The sequence below is a fragment of the Phocaeicola abscessus CCUG 55929 genome, assembly GCF_000312445.1.
Taxonomy (GTDB): Bacteria; Bacteroidota; Bacteroidia; order Bacteroidales; family Bacteroidaceae; genus Phocaeicola; species Phocaeicola abscessus.
Map to the genome: position 1 here is coordinate 77931 of NZ_HE997185.1, position 26239 is coordinate 104169.

The following is a 26239-nucleotide window of genomic DNA, read 5'->3' on the forward strand; positions in this document are numbered from 1 at the left end:
TATGAAGCAGATCCTCGCAGCATTCATCTTCTTTACCCGACTTCCCCTTGGGAAAATCGTACAAGTTCCGGCGGAATACTTCCGACAAGTGGTTAGTTATTGGCCGCTGACAGGGTATCTCACCGGCGGCCTGATGGCTTTGACGATCGTGTTCCTGCCCTACCTGTTTCCCATACCTGTAGCCGTGATTCTTGCTATGCTGACGAGGCTATCAGTCACCGGAGCCTTGCATGAAGACGGACTAGCCGACTTTTGCGACGGTTTCGGCGGAGGCACTGATCGGGAACGAGTTCTGAGCATTATGAAAGATTCGCACATCGGCACTTACGGCGTATTAGGACTGATCCTGTATTTCTCTCTATCGATCACGACGTTGGCTTCCATCCCCTATCCACTGATTGGCTCCGTACTACTCTGCGGAGATGTTTGGAGCAAGTTTTGCGCTTCGCACATTGTGAATTTCCTGCCGTATGCCCGAAAAGCGGAAGAATCCAAGACGAAACTCGTCTACGACAGGATGTGTCCGCGAGTCCTTCTTATCAATGCGGCACTCGCCCTGTTTCCCGTTGTCTTTCTAATGCGGCCCGTTTATTGGCCGGCTCTCTTTATTCCCGTTATAGTTTGCGCATCGCTCATCTGGTATATGAAAAAACGCATTCAAGGTTATACGGGCGATTGTTGCGGAGCGCTGTTCCTGTGTAGTGAACTCTCTTTCTACCTCGCTGTCCTTGCTATCCATTATTTATGATGAACGTTTATCTCATTCGCCACACTTCCGTCGCTGTTCCTCAGGGGACGTGTTACGGGCAGTCGGATGTGCCAGTTAAAGATTCTTTTGAAGAAGAAGCCACTGCAGTTTTACGGCAAATAAAGGACATCCGTTTCGATAAGGTATATTGCAGTCCCTTGTCGCGTTGTGTAAAACTCGCCGCTTATTGCGGTTATCCCAATGCGGAAAGAGAAGAGAGAATCAAAGAGATCGACTTCGGAGACTGGGAAATGAAAAAGTATGACGAGATCGAAGATCCGAGACTTCAGGAATGGTATGCCGATTATATCCGTGTTCGTGCGACCAATGGGGAATCGTTTATCGACCAATATCTTCGCGTGAGCCACTTTTTGAACGAATTGAGGCGGAAGGATTACCGGAACGTTGCGCTCTTCACGCATGGCGGCGTGCTGATCGACGGTCAGGTGTACGCCCGCCTTTTTACGTTTGAGGAAGCGTACCGCTATTTACCGGCTTACGGAAAAGTGGTGAAGATTACGATCTGAGCCTTATTCATAACGTATGGAACGTGCCGGATGAATATGCGCGATAAGATAAGACGGTCCGATAAGCATCAGCACCGAAATCGAGAACGTGCAAATATTCAGGATGAGATATATCCAGAGATTCAACTCTATAGGTACATAAGCTACATAATACGTGGCCGGATCTAATCGGACCAGATGAAATTGAGACTGGAGGAAGCAAATAAACAACCCGGCGATGTTTCCGTAAAGCATTCCTCTCCCGATGAGAAATGCGGAGAAGTTTAAGAATATGGTTCTGATCGACCAGTCGTTGGCTCCGAGCGCCTTTAAAATTCCGATCATCGGCGTCCTTTCCAAGATAATGATCAGAAGCCCTGATATCATGGTAAAGCCGGCTACTCCGATCATCAGGATGAGGATGATCCATACGTTCATGTCCAGCAAGCCTAACCAGGCAAATATGTCCGAATTCGCCTCTTCTACGGTCTGCGTATAATAAACGCCGCCGAACTTGTCGGTTTGAATATCCACTTTTTCGTGAATGGCATCCTTGATTGCGCTCAACCTGTCGTAATCGTCCACTTCAATTTCCACGCCGGACACTTGCTCCGTTTTCCATCGATTCAGTTTGTTCACCGTATACAAGTCGGTCACCAGGAAAAGATGATCGTAATTCGTGAAGTTCGTTTGATAAATGCCCGCAATCTCCAGTTTCCTCGCCCGGATATGTTCGTTTTCTATGTAATACGTGAGGATAGCATTCCCCACTTTCAGCCGTAAGCGATTGGCATTTGTTTTTGAGATAAGCACTTTCCGCGAAGAAGCCGTATCGCTGAACAGCGGTATCTCTCCCTCCAACAGATGCTTTTCCAGAAACTTCACGTCATAGTCCGCTGCAATCCCTTTCAAGACCATTCCGGCGAAGTCGGAGTCGGTCATGATCATCCCCGGTTTGACGGAGTAGCGTTGCACATGTTTCACTCCCTTTATCGAATGCAACAGATGGATAAGACTGTCGTTTATCACGATAGGCACCGCTTCGGAAGCGCCTTGTGCCTCAAAGTTCGATATATAAATATCCGACCCGATGCCTACTACTTTGTCGCGAACCTCATGCTTAAACCCGATAACGACAGCTATGGAAACGATCATCACGGCAAGTCCGATAGCTATTCCCGCCATGGCAATACGTACGGCCGGTCGAGACACTTCCTTTCCGCCTTCGCTGCTATGATAAATCCTGCTTGCTATGAATAATTTCCAATTCATCGTCATAGAGATTCGTGATTGCAAATATACGATAATAACTGTAAAGGGTGGATAAAAAGATCTTCTTCGTTTTGTTTTATCGTTAATTTAAGAAAGAAAAAGTTGATCGGATAAATAAATGCATTACCTTTGTTTTGAAATAAATTATGCAGATTTATGAATCTATACCTCATTATATTTCAACATATCCCTTTTAAAAGAGAAAAAGTATACGAGGAACATCAGGAACTATTCGAAGAGATTGAAAAGTATTTTAAACTCTACCTCGTTCCACTCAATAAAATCGACAAAATCCCCGCAGAAGAATACAAGATGGCCTTCATTGCAACTTCGAGAGTGGAGAATATCATCACCCAATACTTCGACGATCTGCCTTATCCCATCCATCTCTTATGCGACGGGCAGCAAGGCTCTTTAACCGCTGCGTTGGAAGTTTCTACCTGGATCCGCAATAAGGGAATGAAAGTACACCTCATTCACGGCACGACGCAAACGATGGTCAAACAGCTTCTCGACCATCATTGGGTTTTTGCAGCCCGCCGGGAGATCAAGACAAAACGAATCGGGGTGATCGGCTTTCCTTCTCCGTGGATTATCGCAAGCAATGTGGATTACCTGATGACCAAACGTCGCTTGGGCATCGAACTCGTCAATATCGATCCCAAACAAGTCTTGAATCTGTACGATAAAGTAACCGACGATGAAATCGGTCCGATGGCCACTCAATTTGTCAATGATGCGGCGGAGTATCACGAAGGGGATCCGGATGCACTTTTGAAAGGCATGCGCTTATACAAAGCCTTGAAACTGCTTGCGGAGCACAATCAGCTGCATGCCCTGACCTTCGCCTCTTCGCCGATGCTCGACAAAATCAATATTACGGGTAATGTGGCCGCCTCACTTTTAAATAACGAAGGAATCATTACGGCTTGCGAAGGTGACTTGCAATCGGTAGTGACCATGATGGTGGCTAAAATTCTGACCGGTCAGTCGAGTTTTATGGGAAACGTCTCGTTTCTGAATGAAGAAGAGAACACATTCGTTATTTCTCATTCGAGCATACCAACTTCCATGACCGAACGTTACCACATTCGCAATGAGGCGAGTACCGAGAAAGGGATTGCCATACAAGGCGTCCTCAATAAGCAGGAAGTGACGGTGCTGAAATGCGGAGGTGAGTGTTTAGACGAGTATTTCGTCTCGCGCGGGAAAATCATCGACAATACCGAATTGCCATTCATCGGACGCACGCAGCTTTGCGTCCAGATGCAAAAGTCGATCGGCTATTTCTATTCGTGCAATTTGGGCAATCATCACATCCTCCTGACGGGTGATCACGTGCAGGTAATCAAGGAGTTCATGCAGCTGTACGAAAGCAAATCCGTATACTGAAACTGTCTTTCGGCACATGACGAAATTACTCGAGATGTTTCCATAAAAAACTGTTCCGACTTGGGAATTTTGGTTATCTTTGCCTCGCTTTAATGAAATAGAAAAGAAAATGGAATCGAATTGGTTTGAATGCAAAGTACGCTATGAAAAAATCATGGAGAACGGCATGAATAAAAAAGTTACCGAACCGTATCTTGTCGATGCGCTGAGTTTCACGGAGGCGGAAGCACGTATCATCGAAGAAATCTCTCCGTACATCAGCGGCGAGTTCACGGTTTCGGACATAAAAAGAGCGAATTATACGGAGTTGTTCTCCTCAGAAGAAGAAACCGCCGATCGCTGGTTTAAAGTAAAGCTACTATTCGTTGCCTTAGACGAGAAGAGCGGTGCGGAAAAGAAAACGACGAGCTACGTATTGGTGCAAGCGGGCGACCTACGCGATGCGGTAAAAAAACTGGACGAAGGAATGAAAAGTACGATGGCCGATTACGTAATCGCTTCGGTCGCCGAGACACCCCTCATGGATGTCTATCCTTTTAAAGTTGAAAAGCCGGAATTCACAGACGTGGATACGGCGAATTGAATCTCCATGATGACAACAGCGTGAAACAAAATGATGAACATTGAGTCGACCATCGGAGAAATCCGAAACGAATTGCCGGAACGCGTCCGCTTGGTGGCGGTTTCGAAGTTCCATCCGAACGAAATGATTATGGAGGCGTATCGCGCCGGTCAACGAATCTTCGGGGAAAACCACGTGCAAGAGGTGACTCGGAAATATGAAACGCTTCCCAAAGACATCGAATGGCATTTCATCGGCCATTTACAGACAAACAAAGTTAAATACATCGTTCCCTTCGTATCCCTGATTCATGGAGTGGATACGTTCAAGTTGTTGAAAGAGATCGATAAACAGGCGGCGAAGTGCGATCGCATCGTCGCATGCCTTTTACAGATCCGTATTGCGAAGGAAGAAACGAAATTCGGCTTTAGCTTCGACGAGTGCAGGGAGCTGTTGGAGCACGGCGAATGGAATTTGATGAAACACGTCGATTTGCGCGGTATGATGGGGATGGCCACTTATACGGACGACAAGGTGGAAATTCGAAATGAATTTCACTCGCTGAAAACCTTCTTTGACGAAATCAAAGGAACGTACTTCAGGGATGACGACCGGTTTAAAGAAATCTCGATGGGAATGACTCATGATTATCCCCTCGCTATACAGGAGGGAAGCACTCTTGTCCGCATCGGTACGAAGATCTTTGGAGAACGGATTTACCATTGACGTTTCCGTAAGGAAAGCAAAAGAATTCCCGTCGAAGTGTTCGCTGATGCCGGAGCGAATTGGAATGATTGCAGACTCTTATTAATTTCCTGATTTCTGTTCCTTTTTTCAGTATTGCAGCAAATAGGCATGCATTTTATTTGGCAGGTGTGTACAAAAACGTATATTTGCACAGTCAAAAAAGATTTGTGCAAATATTAAGATCTCAAATAAATGAAAGAAAGTTATATTGCTCGAATCGAGGAGAGCATCAAGGATAATTGGGATTTGGATGCGCTCACCGATTATAAAGGGGCAACATTACAATACAAGGATGTAGCCAGAAAGATTGAGAAGCTCCATATCGTTTTTCAGGAAATGGGTATACAGCCGGGAGACAAGATTGCCGTTTGCGGTAAAAACAGTTCGCATTGGGGAGTAACGTTTCTGGCGACAATCACGTACGGAGCCGTAATCGTACCTATCCTTCACGAATTTAAAGCCGATAATATCCATACTATCGTCAATCATTCGGAAGCGAAGTTGCTCTTCGTCGGCGATCAGGTATGGGAGAACCTCAATGAAAACGTCATGCCTCGTTTGGAGGGAATCATTCTGATGAACGATTTCACCATCATCATCTCTCGCTCGACGAAATTAGACTATGCACGCGATCATCTGAACGAACTCTTCGGCAAGAAATTCCCGCGAAATTTCCGAAAACAGCACATCAGTTATTACAAGGATCAACCGGAGGAATTGGCAGTAATCAATTACACCTCGGGCACCACCAGCAATTCGAAAGGGGTGATGATTCCTTACCGCGCCCTCTGGTCCAATCTGATGTTTGCGCGCGGCGTGCTGAACATGAAGCCGGGGGATAAACTGGTTTCCATCCTTCCGATGGCTCACATGTACGGGCTGGCTTTCGAATTTCTTTATGAGGTTTGCGGAGGGTGTCACATCTATTTTCTGACCCGCATTCCGAGTCCGAAAATCATTTTCGATGCATTCAACGAAGTCAAACCCAATTTGGTGGTGGCAGTACCTTTGATCATCGAGAAGATCATCAAGAAAAACGTACTGCCTAAATTGGAGACACCGGCGGCGAAGTTCCTGATGAAGATCCCGATCGTCAACGACAAAATTAAATCGAAAGTGCGTGAAGGAGTGATCAATGCTTTCGGAGGACGGTTTCATGAAATCATCATCGGCGGAGCGCCTTTTAACAAAGAGATCGAGGTGTTCTTGAAGAGTATAGACTTCCCCTATACGGTAGGCTACGGAATGACGGAATGTGCACCAATTATCTCTTACGAAGATTGGACGAAATTTAAGTTAGGTTCTTGCGGGAAAGCTGCTCCGCGGATGGAAATCAAGATCGACAGCAGCGATCCGCACCAGATAGTGGGAGAGATTCTTTGTCGAGGCATGAATGTCATGCTTGGATACTACAAAAGTCCGGAAGCGACCCAAGCCATTCTCGATAAAGACGGCTGGCTGCATACGGGCGATTTGGGTATCGTGGACGAAGAAGGCAATCTGACCATCAGAGGAAGGAGCAAAAATCTTATTTTAGGCCCGTCCGGGCAAAATATCTACCCTGAAGAGATAGAAGAACGATTGAATAATCTGCCTTATGTAGCGGAGAGTTTGGTCATCCAACAGGCGGACGGAAAATTGGCTGCCTTGATATACCCGGATTTCGATACCGTCGGCTCTCAGAATTTTTCCGAACAAGAATTGATTCAGGTAATGGAAGAAAATCGCATTCAACTCAACCAGATGATTCCTTCTTATTCCGCCATTTCGACGATAAAGATCTATCCTGAAGAATTTGAGAAGACTCCGAAGAAAAGCATCAAGCGCTTTCTGTATCAAGACGTTATTTCATGAAAGCGTACAAACACATCGTACTGCTTGTCACGTTGGCCTGTTGCACTCTCTACGACGCTCCCGCCTTTGCACAGGATAAGGTCAGAAACCAGAAGAACAGCCCTAATCTCTCACTCAACATCACGGACTCGAACGGGCCGGCGAGGACGTCGTACTTCAATATGGGCTTTATGACCAATCTGCCTCAATTGAAAGGAGTGGGCGTCAATGTTCTGTCGAGCATCATCCACCGCAAGATGGTGGGGTTACAAGTTACGGGGGCGGCGAATATGATCGGAATCGACGCGACCGGACTTCAAATCGCCGGAATAGCCAATGTGGCGGGAAGAGACCTAAACGGGCTTCAAATAAGCGGACTGATGAACGTAGCGGGCAATGACTTGAACGGCATCCAAGCCTCTGCAATAGGGAATATCGGTGGACGAAGTGCAAAAGGCGTCTCTATCGGGGGCTTGATAAATATAGCCGGTCGGCGTACCGAAGCTCTTCAGATAGCCGGATTGGCCAATATCGCAGGTGACGAGATGAACGGAGCCATGATAAGCGGACTGATCAATGTTTCGGGCAACGGAATGAAAGGCGTTCTACTTACCGCTTTGATGAACATTAACGGCGGAACAGCCTGCGGATTGCAAATAGCTGGCATAGGCAATGTTACGGAGCATCCGAAAGGCATGCAACTTGCGGGAATAAGTAATATCGCTACCGATAGGGTTACAGGATTTCAATTGTCAGGAGCCCTTAATATCGCTATCGAAACGGAAAAGGCCTTTCAATTGTCGGGTATTGCAAATGTAACCAATCGGCATCTGCATGGCGTACAGTTGTCGCTGGGAAACTATGCCGGCGGTCTTTACGGCACGCAAATCGGCTTATTGAATCTTTGCGGAGGTAACGTTCGCGGCGTGCAGATAGGTTTGATCAATCACAGTAAAGATACGACAACGATCAAGATCGGCTTGGTCAATGTAAATCCGAGGACACGCATTCAGATGCTCGCTTACGGCGGAACGCGCAGCAAAACGAATTTGGCAGTCCGTTTCCTCAATCATTACACTTATACCATGTTGGGTATAGGGACACATTACGTAGGATGGAATGAAAAGTTTTCCGGATGTCTCTTCTATCGAGCGGGCCTTTATTTTCCTATAAGAAAGAAAATCGCTCTGAGCAGCGATTTGGGATACTATCATATTGAAACTTTCGGTAATAAAAAGACAGAAATGCCGAAACGGATGTATGCCGTACAACCTCGCTTGAATGTCGAATGTCTGATCGGCCGCAAACTTTCTCTATTCGTCTCGGGAGGCTATAGTTGGACGCGTCACTACGATCGGAACAAAACATATGAACACAAACCGCTTGTAGAATGGGGCGTCGTTCTTTTCTAATCTGTTAGAAGAATCTTCCGGAAACGAACCACCTGTTTTGTCGCTTCCGTTAAGATCAAGGTTAAATCATTCGGTTTCGCTTCGGCAGCAGCTGGGAAAAGTTCTCAGTAATCGACGAGCTTTCTATTCATTTTCGGTCGAACCAAATCTTCTTTACTTTATGTCTGATAGCCATCCCATTGAACAACGAAACGAAAGCGAATAGGCTGATGCCGACCGTCAGCATCGCTTTTACGCCTTCGGTGCCCAATCGAGGAAACGTTTCGTTTAACATTCCAACATAATAGGTACGAACGATAAGCACCGAAATCACGGCGACGATCAAGACGAATGCATTCAATAGCACGGTTAATAATTGATAAGGATAGGAGACTCGTACGGGGTGGTAACCGAGCAACAGCAGATTCTCTAACTTGGCCGTGTTCTTCTGCAACAAAAGAAATATGCTCAACATAAGCACGTAGAAGGAAAGCAAACTGATTATCGAGCCTATTGTCAACACAATGCCGACAACGATCTTTAAAAACCAGGTTGTCTTACCCATATCCAGCTTATCGGATGCTGTTTCATAGCCTTTCTTTTGGATGAATCGGGCAATTTGTTCATCGGCAGAGTTGTTCACTTCGAGAATCAGTCTCGACGGATACTGCTTTTTATCCGAAGCATAGCGAGCATTCGCCCATTGCATGAAAGTTTCGGGGACGAGAATCGTATTCAAACGAGTAGAGAAGCCGACGATCTTCCCTCTATAATCGTCCGACTTGCCGTTTCCACTGATACGAATAATCAGGTTGGCCAGCTTCAATAGTTCTTCAGTCAGCTGCGGAAGGTTTCTGCTCTTGGCGAAGCCAAAGTTATACAGGTGGAGGTAATCGCGGGGAAGAATAATCGCAATTTCCGAAGACGACGGACGGAAGGTCCATTCATCTTTTTCTACATCGATAAATGTGTCGGGTACGGATTCAAAGAATAAGGCTGTCGACATTTGTATCCCTATTCGCTTATCACCTATCCCAGCGGAAACATTGAACTGGGACGAAGTGAATTCTCCTATTTGCCGGACGAACGCCTGCGCTTTCAATTCCTCCATGTCTTCCTTCGAGAAGCCGGATTTATTCCCTAACAACGAGCCGATGGTATTTACAGGCTTACTGATTATCAGATAATCTTTCTTCATGAAACCGTCGGCTTGCGTAAATACGGGCGAGACATCCGTATAAAATTGTATGCTTAACAGCACGATGAACATGCCGCAGAAATTTGCCAAGGAAAAACCAATCAATTGCGGTACGCTGATGTGCGTGTACAGTAACTTCCAAACCAAGCTCATAACCGTAACGTTTTACTATAATCCAACGACAAATGCTTGCCTATCGACGTAAGGATGAGGCCTGCACCATGTTTTCGCACTTCGTCTCGAAGAATCTGCGACATTATCCGCACGTTCTCTTCGTCCAAATGGCTGATCGGTTCGTCTAAAAAAATAAAGTCGAACGGTTGACATAGGGCGCGGATAAAAGCCACACGTTGTTGTTGTCCCCAAGAGAGCGTTTCTACCTTCGCGTTACGCTTATCGGCAATGCCCAAACGGTCGAACCACTCTTCAAGTTCATGTTCGTATCGGTAATGTGTCAACGCATTCTTCAACTTTATATTCTCCCATGTGGTAAGTTCCGGAAATAAACGTAGTTCTTGAAAGAGGATGCTCAAAGAAGATTTGCGCACTTTTACCCAATCGTCGATCTTGAGCATGCGAATGTCTTGATGATCGAAAGCAATTGTACCTTGATAATCGTTTCGATAACCGTAGATATAGCTGCACAACGAGGATTTGCCTGCGCCGGAGACGGCTTCAAGCATATAAAATTCCCCTTTTTTGAATTCGACGATCTGATTCCATACTTCCGATCGAAGCTCGGAACGATCCTGAAACACATGAGGAATGATTTGCTTCAGACGAATGACATCCATATCAATTTAAGCTTGAAAAAAATCGAGTAAATTGTTCCAACAGGTTCGTTTGTTTATCTTTTAAAACAAAGTTTATTTCGACAGATCTCCATTCCGAGCTATATGCTTCCATATAATCGAACGGTTGAAGGATTATATTCAACGGATTGTTTTTGCTCAAACCGGAGTATATAAAATCTTTTAACAATTGCTTGCAATTCAACACGAGGAATCCGTTATTATCCTCCACTTTCGAGCCCCATTCGGTATCGTTTAAAGAGTTTGTCAAGTGTTGTCCGAAGTGATCGGCGATAAATTGACTGCTGGTCACAAAGAAAACGTGATTCGACATGCCGAACCAAACCTTCATCTCTGGGTATGCCTTAAAAAGGTAAACCTCTTCATTTACTTTGTGTAAGGATACCATCCCGCCGGCAGAGGTCACAAACGGTTTCAATTCGGCTATCGTCTCAGATAGGAAGTTATCGTTCTCAACGTCCGCATAGATGGTAAAAATAGGAATAGCAAACGAGTTAATGCCTACGGCAACCTCTCCTTGGACGGAGGAAATGACCCGTTCCAAATCCACGGGAATATCCGAGAATTGAATTGTTTTCTTGACCATCGGATTCTCTTTCAGCATTTCTAAAAGCTCTTTTCCTTTCATATTGGAACAAAGCCACCACAACGTGTTCGACGGAAACAAATCCATGAATTTTCCCTTGATCTTGGAGGTAACGGCATACTGTTTTTCAAAGCGCTCTATCAACTTCGTATTTTCGGTTAAATTCTCTATCTTTACGGTTACTTTTCCTTTTTCAAACATAATGGAGGCCAGAAATTTAATATCTTGCAGTCGAAAATCGGCCGGAAGTCCGATTTTCGCTTGAGCTAAATAGTTTTCTGGAATACAATTTAGGTCTATATAGGCAGTCATATCATCGTTCGCTTCGATAACGCGTCGAATCGTTTTCGACGTCTCCTCCTTCGCATTGTCATTCATCAATCTTAGGGCCTGATTCATTAAATTCTCATCACTGGGGTATTGGGATGAAAGGAGCAGCAACGCGCTTTCGTTAAAGGTTATGACGGAATTGTCATTCATGCTGTAATACAATCCTTTTTCGTTATTTAATTTCTTGCTGCCCGCTTCCAAAAATCTTTTCAGCTTTCCTTTATCAGCCACACGTACAACCGCCCCAAAATACTTCGACTGATAACCGGAGAAGACATATACCTTATCCGTCAGCTTTAATCCTGTCTGTTGAGGGTCTTTCAGATATCCTTTCATCTTTGCGTCATTATTCTCCCCTAATCCGTTGAGGAATAAATTTCCCCACGTAGCTGTCAGTTTTTTTCCGGATTCGCCTTGCAATCCGCTTTTCTGATACATGCTCTTGAGGTTGAATCCCAATACAAGAGAAGCATCTTGGGGAATGACACTGGTGTATTCAGCCTTATTTGCACAGTCCGTCAGCAAGGCAATCAATACGACCCCGATAGAGGGTTTCATTAGACGATGTTTCATCATTTCACTGATTTGTTAAATTGAGTATGTGGCAAGCTACAAGAGCTGCTGTTTCTGTTCGTAGTCTGGACTGTCCCAAGCTGATGGGAATAAAACCGACCTCCTGGGCGTGTCCGACTTCCTCTTCGCTAAAATCACCCTCCGGTCCGATCAGAACGAGTGCGTCTTCACCTTTTTTTACGACGTCTTTCAGCAGAGGCTTTCGGCCGGGATGGCAATGTGCAATGAATTTCTGTCCGGCATAAGGCTTGTCAATGAACTCAGCGAAATTGATCATCCCGTTCAGTACGGGGACAGTCGCCTTGAGCGATTGCTTTGTGGCAGCCGTCAATATCTTTACCATGCGGTCGGTCTTCATCGTTTTTCGTTCAGAATGACGACAATTCAGAAATGTCAATTCGTCCAAACCAATTTCCGCAGCCTTTTCGGCATACCATTCCGTACGATCCATGTTTTTAGTAGGCGCCATGGCAATATGCAAATGGCCTGTCCAATTTTTTTGTTCTGGAATCTTTTCGATCACTCTGACTCGACAATGTTTATCTATGATCGTACTGATAATCGCTTTATAGAAAAAACCCTTTCCGTCGGTCAGGGTAAGCTCGTCGCCTGTCGACAGCCGAAGAACCCGAAGACAATGTTTCGCTTCTTCTTCCGGAAGTTCCGGAGAGGTATTGATGTCAGGCGTATAAAATAAATGCATAATCCGATATGATAATGAAACTGATAGACCTCGCGGTTACTACTTTTTTTTCTCTTCTTCTTTTTCCCTGCGTCGAATCTCATCACGCAAAGTGGAAGCGAGTTCGTAATTCTCTGAAAGGATAGCCGATTCCAGCGCTTTCTTTAAAGCAGGAAGACTCACGGTGTTGATAGTCAAAGCCTGTTTTCCCTCGGCATCTTCCAGCAAATGATCCTGTTCCAAAATTGTCCTCAAAGTGTAAATAGAAACATGACAACGCAAGGCCAAAGCGATAGCATCCGACGTTCGCGAATCGAGTTGAAAATTCTCGCCGAAATATTCAAAGAATAAATAGGAGTAAAAAACACCTTCCTTTACCTTATATATCAACACTTTCTGCAAATGAATATTCATTCGGCTGATTAAAGAAACAATCAAATCGTGCGTGAGCGGACGCGGAACCTGATAATTCATGAGAGCAGCTTTGATGGATTGAGCTTCCTGAGAGCCGATAATAATCGGTAGTTTCCGTTCGCCACCAACTTCCTGAAGCAATAAAGCATATGCCTCGGCGGGATGAAGGATGGCAGACATATCTTTGATTTTCAATTCTATTTCCTTTTCCATAGGTATCGTTACTTTTCGTGTTTATATCTGAATACGACTGCAAATAAAATAGCTACCACCAACGCATAGGCAGCAAAAACAAACCACGTATAACTCCAACCTTCTACTTGGGGAATCATACTGTTGGAATGGACAAAGTGATTCACTACCGCTTGAGCGCTCAACGTTCCTATCGTTGCACCGATCCCGTTCGTCATCAATACGAAAAGTCCTTGTGCACTCGAACGGATAGACGGATCAGTTTCTTTATTCACAAATAAAGAACCTGAGATATTAAAGAAATCAAAAGCCACGCCATATACAATCATAGAGAGTACGAACATCCATACTTTCGGTCCGGGATTACCTAAACCGAATAATCCGAAACGTAACACCCAGGCAAGCATGGCGATGAGCATGACGCGTTTGATACCGAAGCGCTTCAGCGCAAACGGTATGAGCAAAATACACAAGGTTTCGGAAATCTGAGAGAGCGAGATCAGTATATTGGCGTGATTGACTCCAAAGGTATTTGTATACTCCGGAATATCTTTGAAGCTTGTAATGAAAGGATTGGCATAACCGTTCGTTATCTGAAGCGAAACCCCGAGCAACATGGAAAAAATGAAGAACAAAGCCATTTTCTTTTCCTTGAAAAGCGTGAATGCACGCAGTCCGAACGCATTGACGAGCGATGTAATCTTATTATCCTTGCTGGTCGGGCACGGCGGAATTAATGTGAAGATATACAGAGCAAGCAACAATTCGAGAATTCCGCTGAAGATAAATTGATTATGATTGCTTTGAAAGCCGAATACATCGGTAATCCACATGGTGCAAATGAAACCGATCGTTCCGAAAATACGAATAGAAGGGAAATACCGAATAGGATCAAGCCTCACCATGTCGAGACAGGTGTATGCAACAGAATTGGCCAAGGCCAACGTAGGCATATAGAAAGCCACGCTGAGTGAATATAAAGTGAATAGTATATACAGGTTGACATCCTTACCACTTATCATCCCATAATAACCGGCGGCGAGAAAGAATATGCCGCACAAGCAATGAGACAGACCGTAAACCTTATTCGCCTGTATCCAACGATCGGCAATGATCCCCATTAGAGCGGGCATAAAAAGGGAAACGATTCCTTGCATGGCGTAAAAGATACCAATATTTGTTCCCAAACCAATCGACCACAAATAAGTGCCCATCGAAGTCAAGTAAGCTCCCCAAGCTCCAAACTGAAGGAAGTTCATCACCGTAAGCCTGAACTTCATTCCCGTAATCTCACTATTCATATCATCTCTTTTCTGTTGGTACAAATATAGACAAAAATATTAGTATCCGCTAAAAAGCACTCAAATACGGCAATGTGTATAAGTGATCCATTCATAATAAACGATTCCTATGGCACCAACCAGCAGACAGATGGTATAAACGGAATCAGAAGGAGGACTTGTCCACATATTCTCAAAGAGAAAGCCTGCCAGTATGCTCCATTCGACAGTCAGAAAATAGGTGTTATTAGCCGTACCGCGTTCACAGTGCTGTGCCATACTGATAAACAACAGGAAGAAACGAGATAGGGAGATTCCCATGCCGATCCCTGTAAGCAACGCGCCAATACCGTAGGAAAGGATGTCGACAGAAAGCCTGAGTACGATTAAACCTGCCAACAATGCGGTGAAACCTACCTCTGTACCGCTGCGAACGGATGCATCAGACAATTTGAAACGAACGGCCAATAGTGCGATAATAAATCCTACGGCCATCAGTAAATAGAACACATCATTGACCACATGACCGATGACGGCTCCTATAATGAAGGCGAAGAAAAACAAATTACCCGCCAAACGCCACGTGCGAGGTAGCAAAAACCTGTCGAACGAAAAGAGCGGCGTCTCGAGCGGAGCATGGAAACGAACCTTCAAGGGAATCGTAGCAAACAGGGCTAAAACGCCTGTTCCTGTCAAGAATGAGAGAAGGGTGGCATAAGGCAACTTGTGATAAAGCAATGAACCGAGCATGAGGCCGCACACCATGCCGAACCGACAAACCCAGACGTAAGAGACATTGGCATCGGTCCGTCGGTGCGAAGGCGTAACATCGATGACAAGCGTGCTTCCCGTAGACATCAGCACTAAACTGAATAATGCGCCTTGTATTATGCGAAGCCCTACAAATAGGCCTATATGTGTTACATATAAAGATAAATAAATGGATAGGAGAAATAGCAAAAGAGAAAGCTGGCATACGGTTTTCCGTTTAAAAATATCTATCAGATAGCTGTTAAATACTCCCGGAAGGAATAGTCCGATGGCAAAAGAAGTCGTATATAAAGCCGACAGTCCGTACGACAGGCCATTTGCCGCCGACATCCGGAGCGTGTAAATCACTAAAAGGCCATAAGCCATCGTATAGAGAAGGAAGCCGTTAAAGGCAAGCAACACGAAATTCTTCGACCAAAGCTTCGGTCTTTCGTATGGACAAAATAAGTTATCGGGCATCATCATTGAATGGGTTAAACTTAAACTCAGCCAATCGTTCGCGAGTCGATCCCGAATAATAAATGTAGCGAATCGTACAGCCCGCAAGAAGGTAATCTTTCATTTCCACCGCGTTTTGAATGGCCCTATTAAGTCCGTTCCAAATGTTTACATACTCGGCTGCAATGATTGAAGGATCATCCAATCCGCGGGTCACGCTGTAATAATAACTTACCGTATTGTTCTCCTTGTCGAAAGTCGTACTGTCGACCGTGATCGAATCGTTCAGCCGTTGAGGAAAAGTCTTGTTCTCCCGTTCGGCTCTCAGCGCAAATTTATCAGTCGAAAATCCGGAACCGCATCCTGCAATGACAAGCAGTACGAAAAGCATGAATAAACTTACTGGAATATGTCCTTTCATGTCTAATTCAGAATATTTAGTATTTTTAAGTACCGCAAATTTAGGAATAAGCAGAATAATATAGACCTTTGCAACGTTAAATCAAACTAAAAAGTCGATGGACGAATGTAAAACGATTGCCGCCCTCTTTGATTTCGATGGAGTAATCATGGATACGGAGCCGCAATATACTTCCTTTTGGAAGGAAATGGGGACCAAATATCATCCTGAACTTCCTCATTTTGAATTGAAGATAAAAGGCTCTACCCTCAAACAGGTTTTCGACCACTATTTCAAAGATAAATTAGAGGAACAGGAAGAAATTACGGCTGCATTGAACAAGTTTGAAGCATCGATGGAGTATCATTATGTGTCTGGTGTCGAGCAATTTGTTCTCGATCTCCGTAATCATAAGGTAAAGACAGCTGTCGTTACCAGTTCGAATACGGAAAAAATGAAAAGTGTCTATCACGCCCATCCCGAAATCAGGATGATGTTCGATTACATCCTCACTGCTGAACGATTTAAAAGATCCAAGCCGTTTCCCGATTGTTATCTTTTAGGCGCCGAGGTCTGTGGCGTTCAACCCAACCAAGCGATTGTTTTCGAAGATTCGTTCAACGGTCTTCAGGCAGGGCAAAATGCGGGGATGAAAGTGGTGGGCCTTGCAACGACTCTTCCCGAGAATAAAATAGAGGAAATGGCCGATATCGTCATTCCTCATTTCTTGGGTATGAATTATGAATCTTTGATACGGCGATTGAGGTCATCGCGTGGTTGACGCCCCTTCCTCTGCGAGTTTCCGAAAGTGAAACGTATTGGGGTTAACTTGCCGGATATATAGGGCGGCAGTTTTTTGATAACGATGTTTCATTTTCGTAATCAATTTATCCATCCTTTTCTTTTTCTTGGAAAAATAGACGAAACAGGTACGGTTCGTCAAGCCTTCTTCTTGTTCCAAGTGTGTTTTTAATTGCTGGCTGTACAACTCTCTGTCCGGCAGCATTCTGCTCTTGCCGATATGTATGCCTTGCAGCTGTTCTATGTCTGTAAAGTAAATCAAAGAATCCGTGAAAGATGCCGCTACGCCGACCATATAGATATGATCTTTCGTGTTTTTTTCAACCTTTACTCTCTCCTTTTTTTTTCCATAAGCGAACGACGAGCATAACACGACGAAGATACCTCCGAATAAAAAGAATTTTGTTGATTTCATACCCCTTTGCTTTATGTTGAACAAATATAGTGCAAATCCTTGCATCTGTCAAAGCGACGAAAAAAAATTTCATAAAAAAAGCCTATGCTTGATGGCATAGAGTTCAAACGATAGGCTTTTATTCGTTTTCGAAAACCAGACTCCTGCTTATCCTAAATAAGCTTTGAGCAACTTGCTACGCGAATTGTTTCTCAATCTCCTAATGGCTTTTTCTTTAATTTGGCGAACACGTTCACGAGTCAGTCCAAATTTATCGCCGATTTCTTCTAACGTCATTTCTTGCGTATTAATTCCGAAAAACATTTGGATGATCTCTTTTTCTCTTTCGGATAAAGTAGAAAGCGCTCTGTCGATCTCCTTCGAAAGTGATTCATTAACCAATTCTTTGTCCGCCATTGGCGAGTCTTCGTTGGGAAGGACATCAAGTAAGCTGTTATCCTCTCCTTCGACGAAAGGAGCATCGACAGAAACATGACGTCCGGAAACTTTCAACGTATCGGAAATCTTATCGACAGGGATATCCAATTCCTTGGCTAATTCTTCCGGAGAAGGTTTCCGTTCGTTCTCCTGCTCGAACTTGGAGAAAGCTTTACTGATTTTATTCAGCGAGCCTACCTGGTTCAGCGGTAATCGAACGATACGCGATTGTTCAGCCAATGCCTGCAGAATAGATTGACGGATCCACCAGACCGCATAACTGATAAATTTGAATCCGCGCGTTTCATCAAATTTCTCTGCAGCTTTAATGAGTCCCAGATTCCCTTCGTTAATCAAATCCGGTAAACTCAATCCCTGATTTTGGTATTGCTTGGCCACTGATACGACGAAACGAAGGTTTGCACGAGTCAATTTTTCCAATGCACGACGATCCCCTTTTCTAATACGTTGAGCGAGTTCTACTTCTTCCTCTACGGAAATCAAGTCTTCACGCCCTATTTCCTGCAGATATTTATCCAAAGACGCACTCTCTCGGTTAGTGATACTTTTGGTAATCTTTAACTGTCTCATTCTTTAAAATAGAATTTGGGTTCAAATATACGACTTTTTCATCGTATTTATATTATAAAAAAGAATAAAATTCTATCATGGGGCTAAATGCACAACGTACGCCAAACAGGAGGGCTATCTGCTCAAATGTCATTAGATTTTCCCGACGGAATACAGCGGGACGATGAGGTCTCCCAACCTGAACATCGACGTCGATCAACCTATCCGTTGACGTCCGGGATACCTCCATTTAGGTCATTTATCCCGTTATTGACGTCGCAAACCTAAACGTTTACGTCAACCAACCTAAACATATCTATTCCGGACGTCAACGACGAGGTTCGGAACGTCATTTTTTAGGTTCCCTTACGTAAACGGATCTATCTCGAACGTCAACGGTGAGATCTTTAACCCCGTCGATTCTATCTGAAGTATTCCGGACACCGTGGGATCGAATTTTCGATTTGTCCTTTGCTTCTCACCCGATGATACTAAAAACTGCTTTTCACGCTCGTCCGTCATGCATAACGAAAAGAGATGCACAAAAGAATTCGTACATCTCTTTCCCTTCGGAACGATCACTTTCTCACTCTATTCCTGATTCAAATCGATAGCATAGTTCATGCGCTTGCCCGACGGATACATACCGCTGATAAACAACGTCTGCTCCGGAGTTTGTTGAGCGGCCTTCAATGCCGATTCCAAATCGCCTACACTCTTCATTGGCTGTAAATTGGCTTTTAAGATAATGAATCCCTTGCGCATACCTGCATCGGCCATCTTGCCGTCGCTGACACCCGTAACTTCCAGGCCGTAGGCCAGATTCAACTGTTTCTTCAAGTTATCCGGAATCTCCCGAAAAGCGGCGCCAAAGATTTCCATACCCGAATTTTTAACGACTTTCGTATTCCCCTGTTCGTTCTTCAGTGTCAACGAAACGGTCTGTTCCTTCTTATTACGCAGAATTTTCAGCGTAACATTGTCGCCCGGACGATGCATAGCTAAGATCTCTTGCATCGTAGCAAAATTATGGATCTTCTTGCCGTCCAGCTCAAGGATGATATCTTCCGCCTTCAATATGCCGGAAGCAGATCCTCCGTCAATGACTTCGCCCACATATACGCCGTATCCTTTCGAACCCAGTTCGTCGAACTTCTTCTTCTGTTCTTCCGTCATATGTTGTCCTTCATCGCTTACGGAAGAACCTCTGATGCCTAACATGGCACGTTGTACCGAACCGTACTGTTTCAAGTCCGTGACGACCTTTGTCATAATACTTGTCGGAATAGCGAAACCGTAGCCCGCGTACGCGCCTGTCGGCGAAGAAAGCACCGCATTGATTCCAACCAATTCACCGCGAGCATTCACCAAGGCACCACCGCTGTTCCCTTGGTTGATGGCTGCGTCAGTTTGAATGAATGACTCTACGCCACTGACAGATTGGTTGCTGTAGACCCCGAGCGTACGGGCTTTGGCGCTTACGATACCTGCGGTAACCGTCGAGGTCAAATTAAAAGGATTACCGACAGCCAATACCCATTCGCCGACTTTCAACGCATCCGAATCGCCAATCTTTAAGGTAGGAAGATCGTCCGCTTCGATCTTGACCAATGCCAAATCCGTACTCGGGTCTGTACCGATGACACGTCCTTTGAATTCCCTGTCGTCGTTCAGCCGCACGCTGATCACATCGGCGCCTTCCACCACATGGTTATTGGTTACGATGTACCCGTCTTTCGAAATGATTACGCCCGAACCGATACCAACTCTTTCAGGCGTGCGATATTCCCGTTCCTGTCCGCCGCCTTGTCCGAAGATATCACCGAAAAAGTCCTCGAAAGGATTTCGTATCCGTACGCGTTGAGTTTTCGACTCCTGTGTAGATTTGATATGCACTACTGCATTGATGGATAATTCCGCTGCTTCGGTCAAATCGACGGGTTGTGCACTTATGCCGTCGAACGAAGCGAGTTTTGCATTTTGCTGAAAAACTTCACTGAATTCCACTTTATCCTTATTGGTCTCGTTCATAAAGGCCGTTGCAGTAAAACCACCTATCGCCGCACTTAAAATAGCGATAGCGCCAATCCCTACAATCAACTTAGATACTTTTTTCATAACTTATATTCCATTAATTTGTTAATTTCTATCCTGTTTTAACTTTCAAACGCTAATATAAGCGCAATTTTCGTACGTTGATGTGATATTGCCTTTAATTTTTTTCTCTTTTAACAAAGTTCTCTCTAACTTAACAACGCTTAACCGCACAAATGACATTTTTACAACCGTTAATGACAACAATGTCAACTTTCTCTTCAATGGTGTCACTCCGGTTTGTATATAATAAAAGAAATAAAGGGGAGTTTGAGAAAACTACTAAATTATTCCGTATATTTGCAATCAGAAACAGTTGGCCAGTCTACCGCTGATACATAAGTAGAAGAGGAAAGTCCGGGCAACACAGAGCATCCTACTTCCTAACAGAAAGCTATCAGTGATGGTAGAGTCGTGTAGAAGAAAACAACCGCTTCGTTTTATTCCCGGTTTGCCGTGAATACTGCAAAGTAAGGGTGAGAAGGTGAGGTAAGAGCTTACCAGCCGTGTGGCGACATATCGGGCTGTACATCTTAGGAGTTGTAAGGTCATGTATACCGGCGTCAATGAGGGCTGCTCGTCCCATGCCGGAGGGTAGACCGCTTGAGCCTGATGGTGACATCGGGTGTAGATAAATGGTAGATGCTTCTTTCGGGAAGACACAGAACCCGGCTTATCGGCCAACTGTTTTTTCATTGTTTTCCATCCTTTTATAGAGAGCAGATGAAAAACTCTTCATTCCGTTTCTGTATCTTCGAGCAAGAGGTCGTCGTCCGTCGCCTTAGGTAGTCTTACCTTTCGCTTGGAATTCTCTTGCGCTCCGTATTTCAATAACTTGTTAGCCGATGTAATAATGCTTGTACCCGTAGGAGAAGTCGACGTTTTCAGTTTTTCAAAAGCCTGATTCGTCTTTCTGAATTGATCTTCCACGTCTAAAAAACGTTCGTAAAAAAGCTGTACCCTGTTAATTAATTCATTGGCGGTTTTCATGATTTCTTCCTGATTCTCCGCCTGTCTGACTTGACGCCAGGTCATTTCCAATACGCGGAGCATCATATATAGGTTTTGGCTGCCAGAAATGACCACCCCGTTGTCGTACGCTTCTTTCCAAAGTCCGGGATCATTGGTCAAAGCTAGTTGCAAAGCGCCTTCACTGTAGATGTACATCAGCACGAAATCCAATTTACGATGTCCATTTGCCAAATAACTGTTATAATTCTTATGGGCCAACTCCTTAGCGTGGTTTCTGACAGATGCGATATGGTTCTTCAAGGCCATGCTCTTTTGTTCATCCGTTTCGGCACGATAATATTCCTCAAAAGCTTTCAATGACATTTTCGAATCGATGATCACATCCCTATTTTCGGGAAAGTGCAGAATCACGTCCGGAATCATGCGACGTCCGTTTTCTTCTTCATAAATGGCATTGCCTTTATCGTCCTTTATGGTCACTTGTTCTTCAAACTGTATTCCCTCTTCCAAATTCATGTTCTCCAACAAAGTTCTCAGCTTCAATTCTCCGAAGTTTCCCTGCGTTTTGTTTTCATTGGTTAATGCTTGAGCCAGTTTATCGGCTCTATCGCCTATTTCTCGAGCTTGTTTCAAATTGGCTAAGATCGAAGCGTCCAATCGTTCCATCTTGGAGGTTTGTTCCCTGTCGCTTTTTTCCACCGCTTCTTTCATCTGTTTCAGATTCTCCTGTAAAGGGTTCAGTATCTCCGCCAATTGAGCCTTATTGGTGGATGACAATTCCTCCGATCGTTTCTTCAAGATTTCTTCCGAAGCCGTATTGATCTGTTCGCGGATGAGGGTGGAATGTTGTTTCAGCTGTTTTTCATTGTTTTCCTCCAAGGTTTTAATTGTCGAGTCGTATTGCGCTTTTAATTCGGCTATTTTCTTTTCATTGTCGACTCGCAGTCCTTTGAGCTGTTCTTGTAGCACATCTGTTCTTTCCTGCAGTACATCCCGTTTGGAAATCAATAAGGTTTTCTCCGAAACATCTTTGCTGCGAGCTACTAAGAAGCCAATCAAGACTCCTGCAGCGATCCCCAGAAAAACATAAATGACAGTCATATTCTTTTCAGTATCTAATGATATTGCTTACTTTTGCGCCCTAAATTTACGAAACAAATTTCAATCCGGCTAATTTGATCCCATCGAAATAATACATATAATAAAAAGAAACGAAGGCATGTATCATTCCGAAAACGGGAACTTATTTCCACGGATGCTCTCGAGGACGTTGAATAAGCGATGCATTGTCCAAAAACTCGCATCGCTTGCAAAGGTCTCCAATCTGCTTTTTTATCACTGTCGATAAAATAAAGTAGAAAAAGATTGTATATGTATTATTTTTTTTCAATTTTTGCAATGAAATAAGCAATGCTTATGCATCTGCTTTTCCCTAAACCGATACTGAAAAAACATCGCATATATTTTTCAGGACCTTAAATCGACGCTTCGTTCTGTACCGTATTTCGAATGAATACGCTGCCAGGTAGGGCATGTATGTCGAATCATGATAAACGAGAGTTCACTTGATAGAATTGATTTGTTTAACTTTAAAGAGAAATTTTATGATTAAGAAATCAAAAGTATTTTTTGCACTCCTATGCTTGAGTATAGGGATTACAATGGCTCAGGTTTCCAAAGTAACAGGCGTAATTATTTCTGCTGAAGACAACGAACCCATCATGGGAGCTTCCATATTGATAAAAGGCACTTCGTTGGGTACTATTACCGATATCGACGGGCGTTATGTCATCCATAACATTCCGGCCGGCGCCAAGTTACTGCAAATATCTTATGTAGGTATGATTACGCAAGAGATACCTATTTCGGATAAGGAGCAGACGACGGTCTTGTCAATAGACTCGAAACTGATCGACGAAGTGATTGTCGTTGCCTACGGCACAGCAAAGAAAAGTTCGTTCACCGGTTCGGCTTCAGTCGTCGGCGAGAAAGCGCTTGAAAAACGCACCTTAACCAACGTAATGTCTGCCATAGAGGGTAACGCCCCGGGGGTGCAAGTCACTTCTGCTTCCGGTCAGCCCGGTTCAAGTCCGTCACTGCGTATTCGTGGTTTCGGCTCCATAAACGGCAGCTCGGCACCTCTTTACGTCGTAGACGGTGCAATTTATAACGGAGCGATGGGTGACCTCAACCCTAATGACATTGAATCGATGACTATCCTGAAAGATGCCGCTTCCACCGCCCTCTACGGGTCGTCGGCGGGCAATGGCGTAGTGCTGATTACCACCAAGAGCGCAAAAGGCGCTAATAAAACGACGGTGACCTTCGATACCAAGTTAGGCATTTCCGGACGTGCTATTAAAGAATACAAGAAAGCAAACCCCAAGGAAACCTATCTCATAGGTTGGGAAATGCTCAAGAACAGTTATATCAACGGTAGCGGCAAGGACGAAGCCACCGCTGCGCAGATGGCTACAGACAACCTGATAGATAACTTCGGTGGCTACAACATTTATGCCGGCGTAAAAAATAACGACCTGGTACGCCCCGACGGTTCTTGGAATCCTGCCGCCACTACCTATCTCTGGGCTGACGATATGGATTGGGAAGACGCCGTCTACCGTACGGGCGTGAGGCAAGAGTACAATGTGTCGCTCTCTAACAAGGGAGAAAAGAGCGACAGCTACGCTTCGCTGGGTTATCTGAAAGAACTGGGATCGCAAGTAAACACGAACTATGAGCGTTTTTCCGGACGGGCTAATTTAAACGTATATCCGGTGAGCTGGTTCAAGGCAGGCATAAACATAGGCGCCACGAAAGTAAATTCGAACACCAACTCTTCGGACAGAGACAGCAACTCCAGCTACTCCAACCTTTCACGCTGGATACGCTTCATCCCCACTATCTTCCCTGTTCACAAACACTATCTGGAAGAAACCGAAGAGGTGCTGCCCGACGGTAAAGTCATCACCCACCAGCCGGGCGAATATTGGTTGGATGCTTTGGGCAATAAACAATATGACTACGAAGGCGACGGCAAAGGCCATGCACGCACTTTCTCCACCGGCCGTGACGCACTGGCCGAAGCTTACTGGAATCTACCCGAGTTCTCCCGCAACATGATGCAAGGCAAGGCGTATGCCGACTTCAACCTGTTTAAAGGATTCACCGCTTCGTTGAACGCTACGTTGAACAGCAACGACTATCGTTCCAGCAAGTGGGAGAATACCCACGTAGGCGACGGTGCCCCTTCGGGACGCTTGCAGAAGGCTTCTACGCGATCTACTATCGTTACGTTCAACCAGTTGCTGAAGTATGTCAACAATTTCGGCAATCACCAGTTCGACTTGCTGGCGGGCCACGAAAGCTATAAATATACTTATAATTACTTCAGAGGTATGAAGAACACTGTGATTTTGGACGGTGGTGCCTACGAATTCGCCAACATGGTGAACATCAATTCGATGAATTCGTATACTGACGAGTACCGCAAAGAAGGGTATTTGGCGCGTGTCAATTACAATTATGCCGATAGATACTACGCCTCGTTCTCCTATCGACACGACGGCACCTCGCGCTTCGCGAAAGAGAGTCGCTGGGGTGATTTCTGGTCGTTCGGAGCCAGCTGGCGCATCGATCAGGAAAACTTCATAAAAAACATAGCGTGGGTAAACAGCCTCAAGATACGCGCTTCGTACGGAGAAACGGGGAACGACGATATCGGTGATCCGGATGAAACCGACTACTACTATCAGTACAAAACCCTTTACAACTCGGGAATCAATAATAAGGACGAAGCAGGCATCTACTTCGCTTCTTACGGCAATCCCAACCTAAAGTGGGAGACACAAATCTCGTCCGATATCGCTGTCGACTTCAGTTTGTTCGACCGCTTGACGGGTACCATCGAATATTTCCGCAAAGATTCCAAGAGTTTGCTCTTCGAGGTTCCTACAGCCTATTCGATAGGCGTCTCTTCGATCAAGGCCAATATCGGAAAGGTGAGCAATTCCGGCTTGGAAATCGATTTGAATTACCAGCTCGTAAGGTCGGCCGACTTTAACCTGTCGATAGGCGGCAACGCCACCTTCCTGCACAACGAGATCAAGAGATTGCCCGACGACCTGCGCGAACAAGGCATTGTGAGCGGTACCAAGAAATACATGGAAGGACGCTCGGTCTATGAGTTCTGGCTCAGACAATACAAAGGCGTAAATCCCGACAACGGAGACCCCGTATATCTGTTCGACGAAACAAACGCGTGGAACGAAAAAACTTGCTACGAGAAGAATGGCGTGAAATATACCTCGAACGTAAATCTGGCGAAGTACGACTACAGCGGCTCGGCCGTACCCAAGATGCAGGGCGGTTTCAACCTGGCAGCTTCCTACAAACACTTCGACTTCGCCGCTATTTTCTCATATAAATTGGGGTCCGACATTTACAATACGGCCTATTCGGGGTTGATGAGCTCGGCGTTCGGCGATGCCTGGCATCCCGATATGCTGAAAGCATGGAGAAAGACCGGCGATGTGACCGACATTCCCCGCCTCGACTCTTCGAACACCACCAGTAATGACGCCTCCTCGTCGACCCGTTGGCTGATGAGCGGGGATTACTTGTCGCTGCGTTCCGTTTCGCTGGCTTATTCCATCCCGCGCACGACCTTGAATGTATTGAAAGTCGGGCTGCAATCGTGTAGGATATCGGTGAGCGGCGAGAATTTGTTCCAGCTGAATCACATGCAGGGATTAGACGCTCAGGCAACCTTCAACGGTATGATATACAACAGTTATTATCCGTCGCGTACCTTTACGATGGGCATCAATATTACATTCTGAAC

At 44.9% G+C, this 26239-nt stretch carries 22 protein-coding genes and 1 other RNA gene; 10 read left to right on the forward strand and 13 right to left on the reverse strand.

The window, feature by feature from the left end; translation table 11 throughout:
* Window position 1: 1 nt before the first annotated feature.
* Both cobS and cobC read left to right on the forward strand, forming a co-directional pair.
* Entirely contained in the window at window positions 2–748 is a 747-nt protein-coding gene (cobS, locus tag BN102_RS08340; protein ID WP_019208670.1) for an adenosylcobinamide-GDP ribazoletransferase, read from the forward strand.
* Window positions 748–1275: an alpha-ribazole phosphatase gene (gene cobC / locus BN102_RS08345; protein ID WP_035455829.1), complete on the forward strand. Its 528-nt coding sequence runs from the start codon at window positions 748–750 to the stop codon at window positions 1273–1275. The genes cobS and cobC overlap by 1 nt, the downstream gene beginning before the upstream one ends.
* Window positions 1276–1278: 3 nt before the next feature.
* Here cobC and BN102_RS08350 read toward each other — a convergent pair whose 3' ends face one another.
* Window positions 1279–2526, reverse strand: a complete 1248-nt coding sequence (locus tag BN102_RS08350; RefSeq protein ID WP_036787893.1) for an ABC transporter permease — start codon at window positions 2524–2526, stop codon at window positions 1279–1281.
* A gap of 156 nt (window positions 2527–2682) precedes the next feature.
* On the opposite strand from BN102_RS08350, the gene BN102_RS08355 reads away from it, so the two are divergent.
* The 5 genes from BN102_RS08355 (at window position 2683) to BN102_RS08375 (ending at window position 8472) form a co-directional block, all read left to right on the forward strand.
* Window positions 2683–3918, forward strand: a complete 1236-nt coding sequence (locus tag BN102_RS08355; protein ID WP_019208674.1) for a hypothetical protein — start codon at window positions 2683–2685, stop codon at window positions 3916–3918.
* Window positions 3919–4027: 109 nt separating this feature from the next.
* Window positions 4028–4501 carry a DUF4494 domain-containing protein gene (locus BN102_RS08360; protein WP_019208675.1) on the forward strand — a complete coding sequence of 158 codons (474 nt, stop codon included), beginning with the start codon at window positions 4028–4030 and terminating at the stop codon, window positions 4499–4501.
* Between the two features lie 33 nt (window positions 4502–4534).
* Complete coding sequence (locus BN102_RS08365) at window positions 4535–5206, forward strand: YggS family pyridoxal phosphate-dependent enzyme (RefSeq protein ID WP_036787895.1); 672 nt, start codon at window positions 4535–4537, stop codon at window positions 5204–5206.
* Between the two features lie 213 nt (window positions 5207–5419).
* Entirely contained in the window at window positions 5420–7081 is a 1662-nt protein-coding gene (locus BN102_RS08370; RefSeq protein ID WP_019208677.1) for an AMP-binding protein, read from the forward strand.
* Entirely contained in the window at window positions 7078–8472 is a 1395-nt protein-coding gene (locus BN102_RS08375; RefSeq protein WP_019208678.1) for an LA_2272 family surface repeat-containing protein, read from the forward strand. The genes BN102_RS08370 and BN102_RS08375 overlap by 4 nt, the downstream gene beginning before the upstream one ends.
* A gap of 127 nt (window positions 8473–8599) precedes the next feature.
* Here the strand turns inward: BN102_RS08375 and BN102_RS08380 are convergent, their stop codons facing one another.
* From BN102_RS08380 to BN102_RS08415, 8 genes are read right to left on the reverse strand one after another with little or no spacing between them, the layout of a single operon-like run.
* The gene (locus BN102_RS08380) at window positions 8600–9802 is read right to left on the reverse strand and encodes a transporter (protein ID WP_019208679.1); all 1203 of its coding nucleotides are present in this window, start codon (window positions 9800–9802) and stop codon (window positions 8600–8602) included.
* Entirely contained in the window at window positions 9799–10443 is a 645-nt protein-coding gene (locus tag BN102_RS08385; RefSeq protein WP_019208680.1) for an ATP-binding cassette domain-containing protein, read from the reverse strand. The genes BN102_RS08380 and BN102_RS08385 overlap by 4 nt, the downstream gene beginning before the upstream one ends.
* Before the next feature lies 1 nt (window position 10444).
* Entirely contained in the window at window positions 10445–11953 is a 1509-nt protein-coding gene (locus BN102_RS08390; protein ID WP_021311404.1) for a DUF4836 family protein, read from the reverse strand.
* 1 nt (window position 11954) lies between these two features.
* The gene (locus BN102_RS08395) at window positions 11955–12653 is read right to left on the reverse strand and encodes a 16S rRNA (uracil(1498)-N(3))-methyltransferase (RefSeq protein ID WP_019208682.1); all 699 of its coding nucleotides are present in this window, start codon (window positions 12651–12653) and stop codon (window positions 11955–11957) included.
* A 39-nt stretch (window positions 12654–12692) separates the two neighbouring features.
* Window positions 12693–13259 carry a bifunctional nuclease family protein gene (locus tag BN102_RS08400; protein ID WP_019208683.1) on the reverse strand — a complete coding sequence of 189 codons (567 nt, stop codon included), beginning with the start codon at window positions 13257–13259 and terminating at the stop codon, window positions 12693–12695.
* 8 nt (window positions 13260–13267) lie between these two features.
* Window positions 13268–14539, reverse strand: a complete 1272-nt coding sequence (locus BN102_RS08405) for an MFS transporter (RefSeq protein WP_019208684.1) — start codon at window positions 14537–14539, stop codon at window positions 13268–13270.
* Window positions 14540–14599: 60 nt separating this feature from the next.
* Window positions 14600–15754, reverse strand: a complete 1155-nt coding sequence (locus tag BN102_RS08410) for an MFS transporter (RefSeq protein ID WP_019208685.1) — start codon at window positions 15752–15754, stop codon at window positions 14600–14602.
* Window positions 15738–16148: a DUF8479 domain-containing protein gene (locus BN102_RS08415; protein ID WP_019208686.1), complete on the reverse strand. Its 411-nt coding sequence runs from the start codon at window positions 16146–16148 to the stop codon at window positions 15738–15740. Before BN102_RS08415 ends, BN102_RS08410 begins: the two co-directional genes overlap by 17 nt.
* A 97-nt stretch (window positions 16149–16245) precedes the next feature.
* Here BN102_RS08415 and BN102_RS08420 point away from each other — a divergent pair, with 97 nt between their 5' ends.
* On the forward strand, window positions 16246–16908 hold the full coding sequence (locus tag BN102_RS08420) for an HAD family hydrolase (protein ID WP_019208687.1): 663 nt from the start codon (window positions 16246–16248) through the stop codon (window positions 16906–16908).
* Here the strand turns inward: BN102_RS08420 and BN102_RS08425 are convergent.
* The 3 genes from BN102_RS08425 to BN102_RS08435 all read right to left on the reverse strand — a co-directional run bounded on the left by BN102_RS08425 (window position 16894) and on the right by BN102_RS08435 (window position 20448).
* On the reverse strand, window positions 16894–17343 hold the full coding sequence (locus tag BN102_RS08425; RefSeq protein WP_019208688.1) for a hypothetical protein: 450 nt from the start codon (window positions 17341–17343) through the stop codon (window positions 16894–16896). The two genes, BN102_RS08420 and BN102_RS08425, sit on opposite strands and share 15 nt — an antisense overlap.
* A gap of 147 nt (window positions 17344–17490) precedes the next feature.
* Entirely contained in the window at window positions 17491–18351 is an 861-nt protein-coding gene (locus BN102_RS08430) for a sigma-70 family RNA polymerase sigma factor (RefSeq protein ID WP_019208689.1), read from the reverse strand.
* Window positions 18352–18921: 570 nt separating this feature from the next.
* Window positions 18922–20448, reverse strand: coding sequence for a trypsin-like peptidase domain-containing protein (locus BN102_RS08435; RefSeq protein WP_036787800.1), 1527 nt, complete (start codon window positions 20446–20448; stop codon window positions 18922–18924).
* A 288-nt stretch (window positions 20449–20736) separates the two neighbouring features.
* Here BN102_RS08435 and rnpB point away from each other — a divergent pair.
* Window positions 20737–21116, forward strand: an RNA gene (gene rnpB, locus BN102_RS10590) — RNase P RNA component class A.
* Between the two features lie 43 nt (window positions 21117–21159).
* On the opposite strand, the gene BN102_RS08440 is transcribed toward rnpB, so the two are convergent.
* Window positions 21160–22497 (reverse strand): DNA recombination protein RmuC, encoded by a 1338-nt coding sequence (locus tag BN102_RS08440; protein ID WP_019208692.1) that lies wholly within the window; start codon window positions 22495–22497, stop codon window positions 21160–21162.
* A gap of 503 nt (window positions 22498–23000) precedes the next feature.
* On the opposite strand from BN102_RS08440, the gene BN102_RS08445 reads away from it, so the two are divergent.
* Window positions 23001–26237 carry a SusC/RagA family TonB-linked outer membrane protein gene (locus BN102_RS08445; protein ID WP_036787803.1) on the forward strand — a complete coding sequence of 1079 codons (3237 nt, stop codon included), beginning with the start codon at window positions 23001–23003 and terminating at the stop codon, window positions 26235–26237.
* Window positions 26238–26239: the final 2 nt, after the last annotated feature.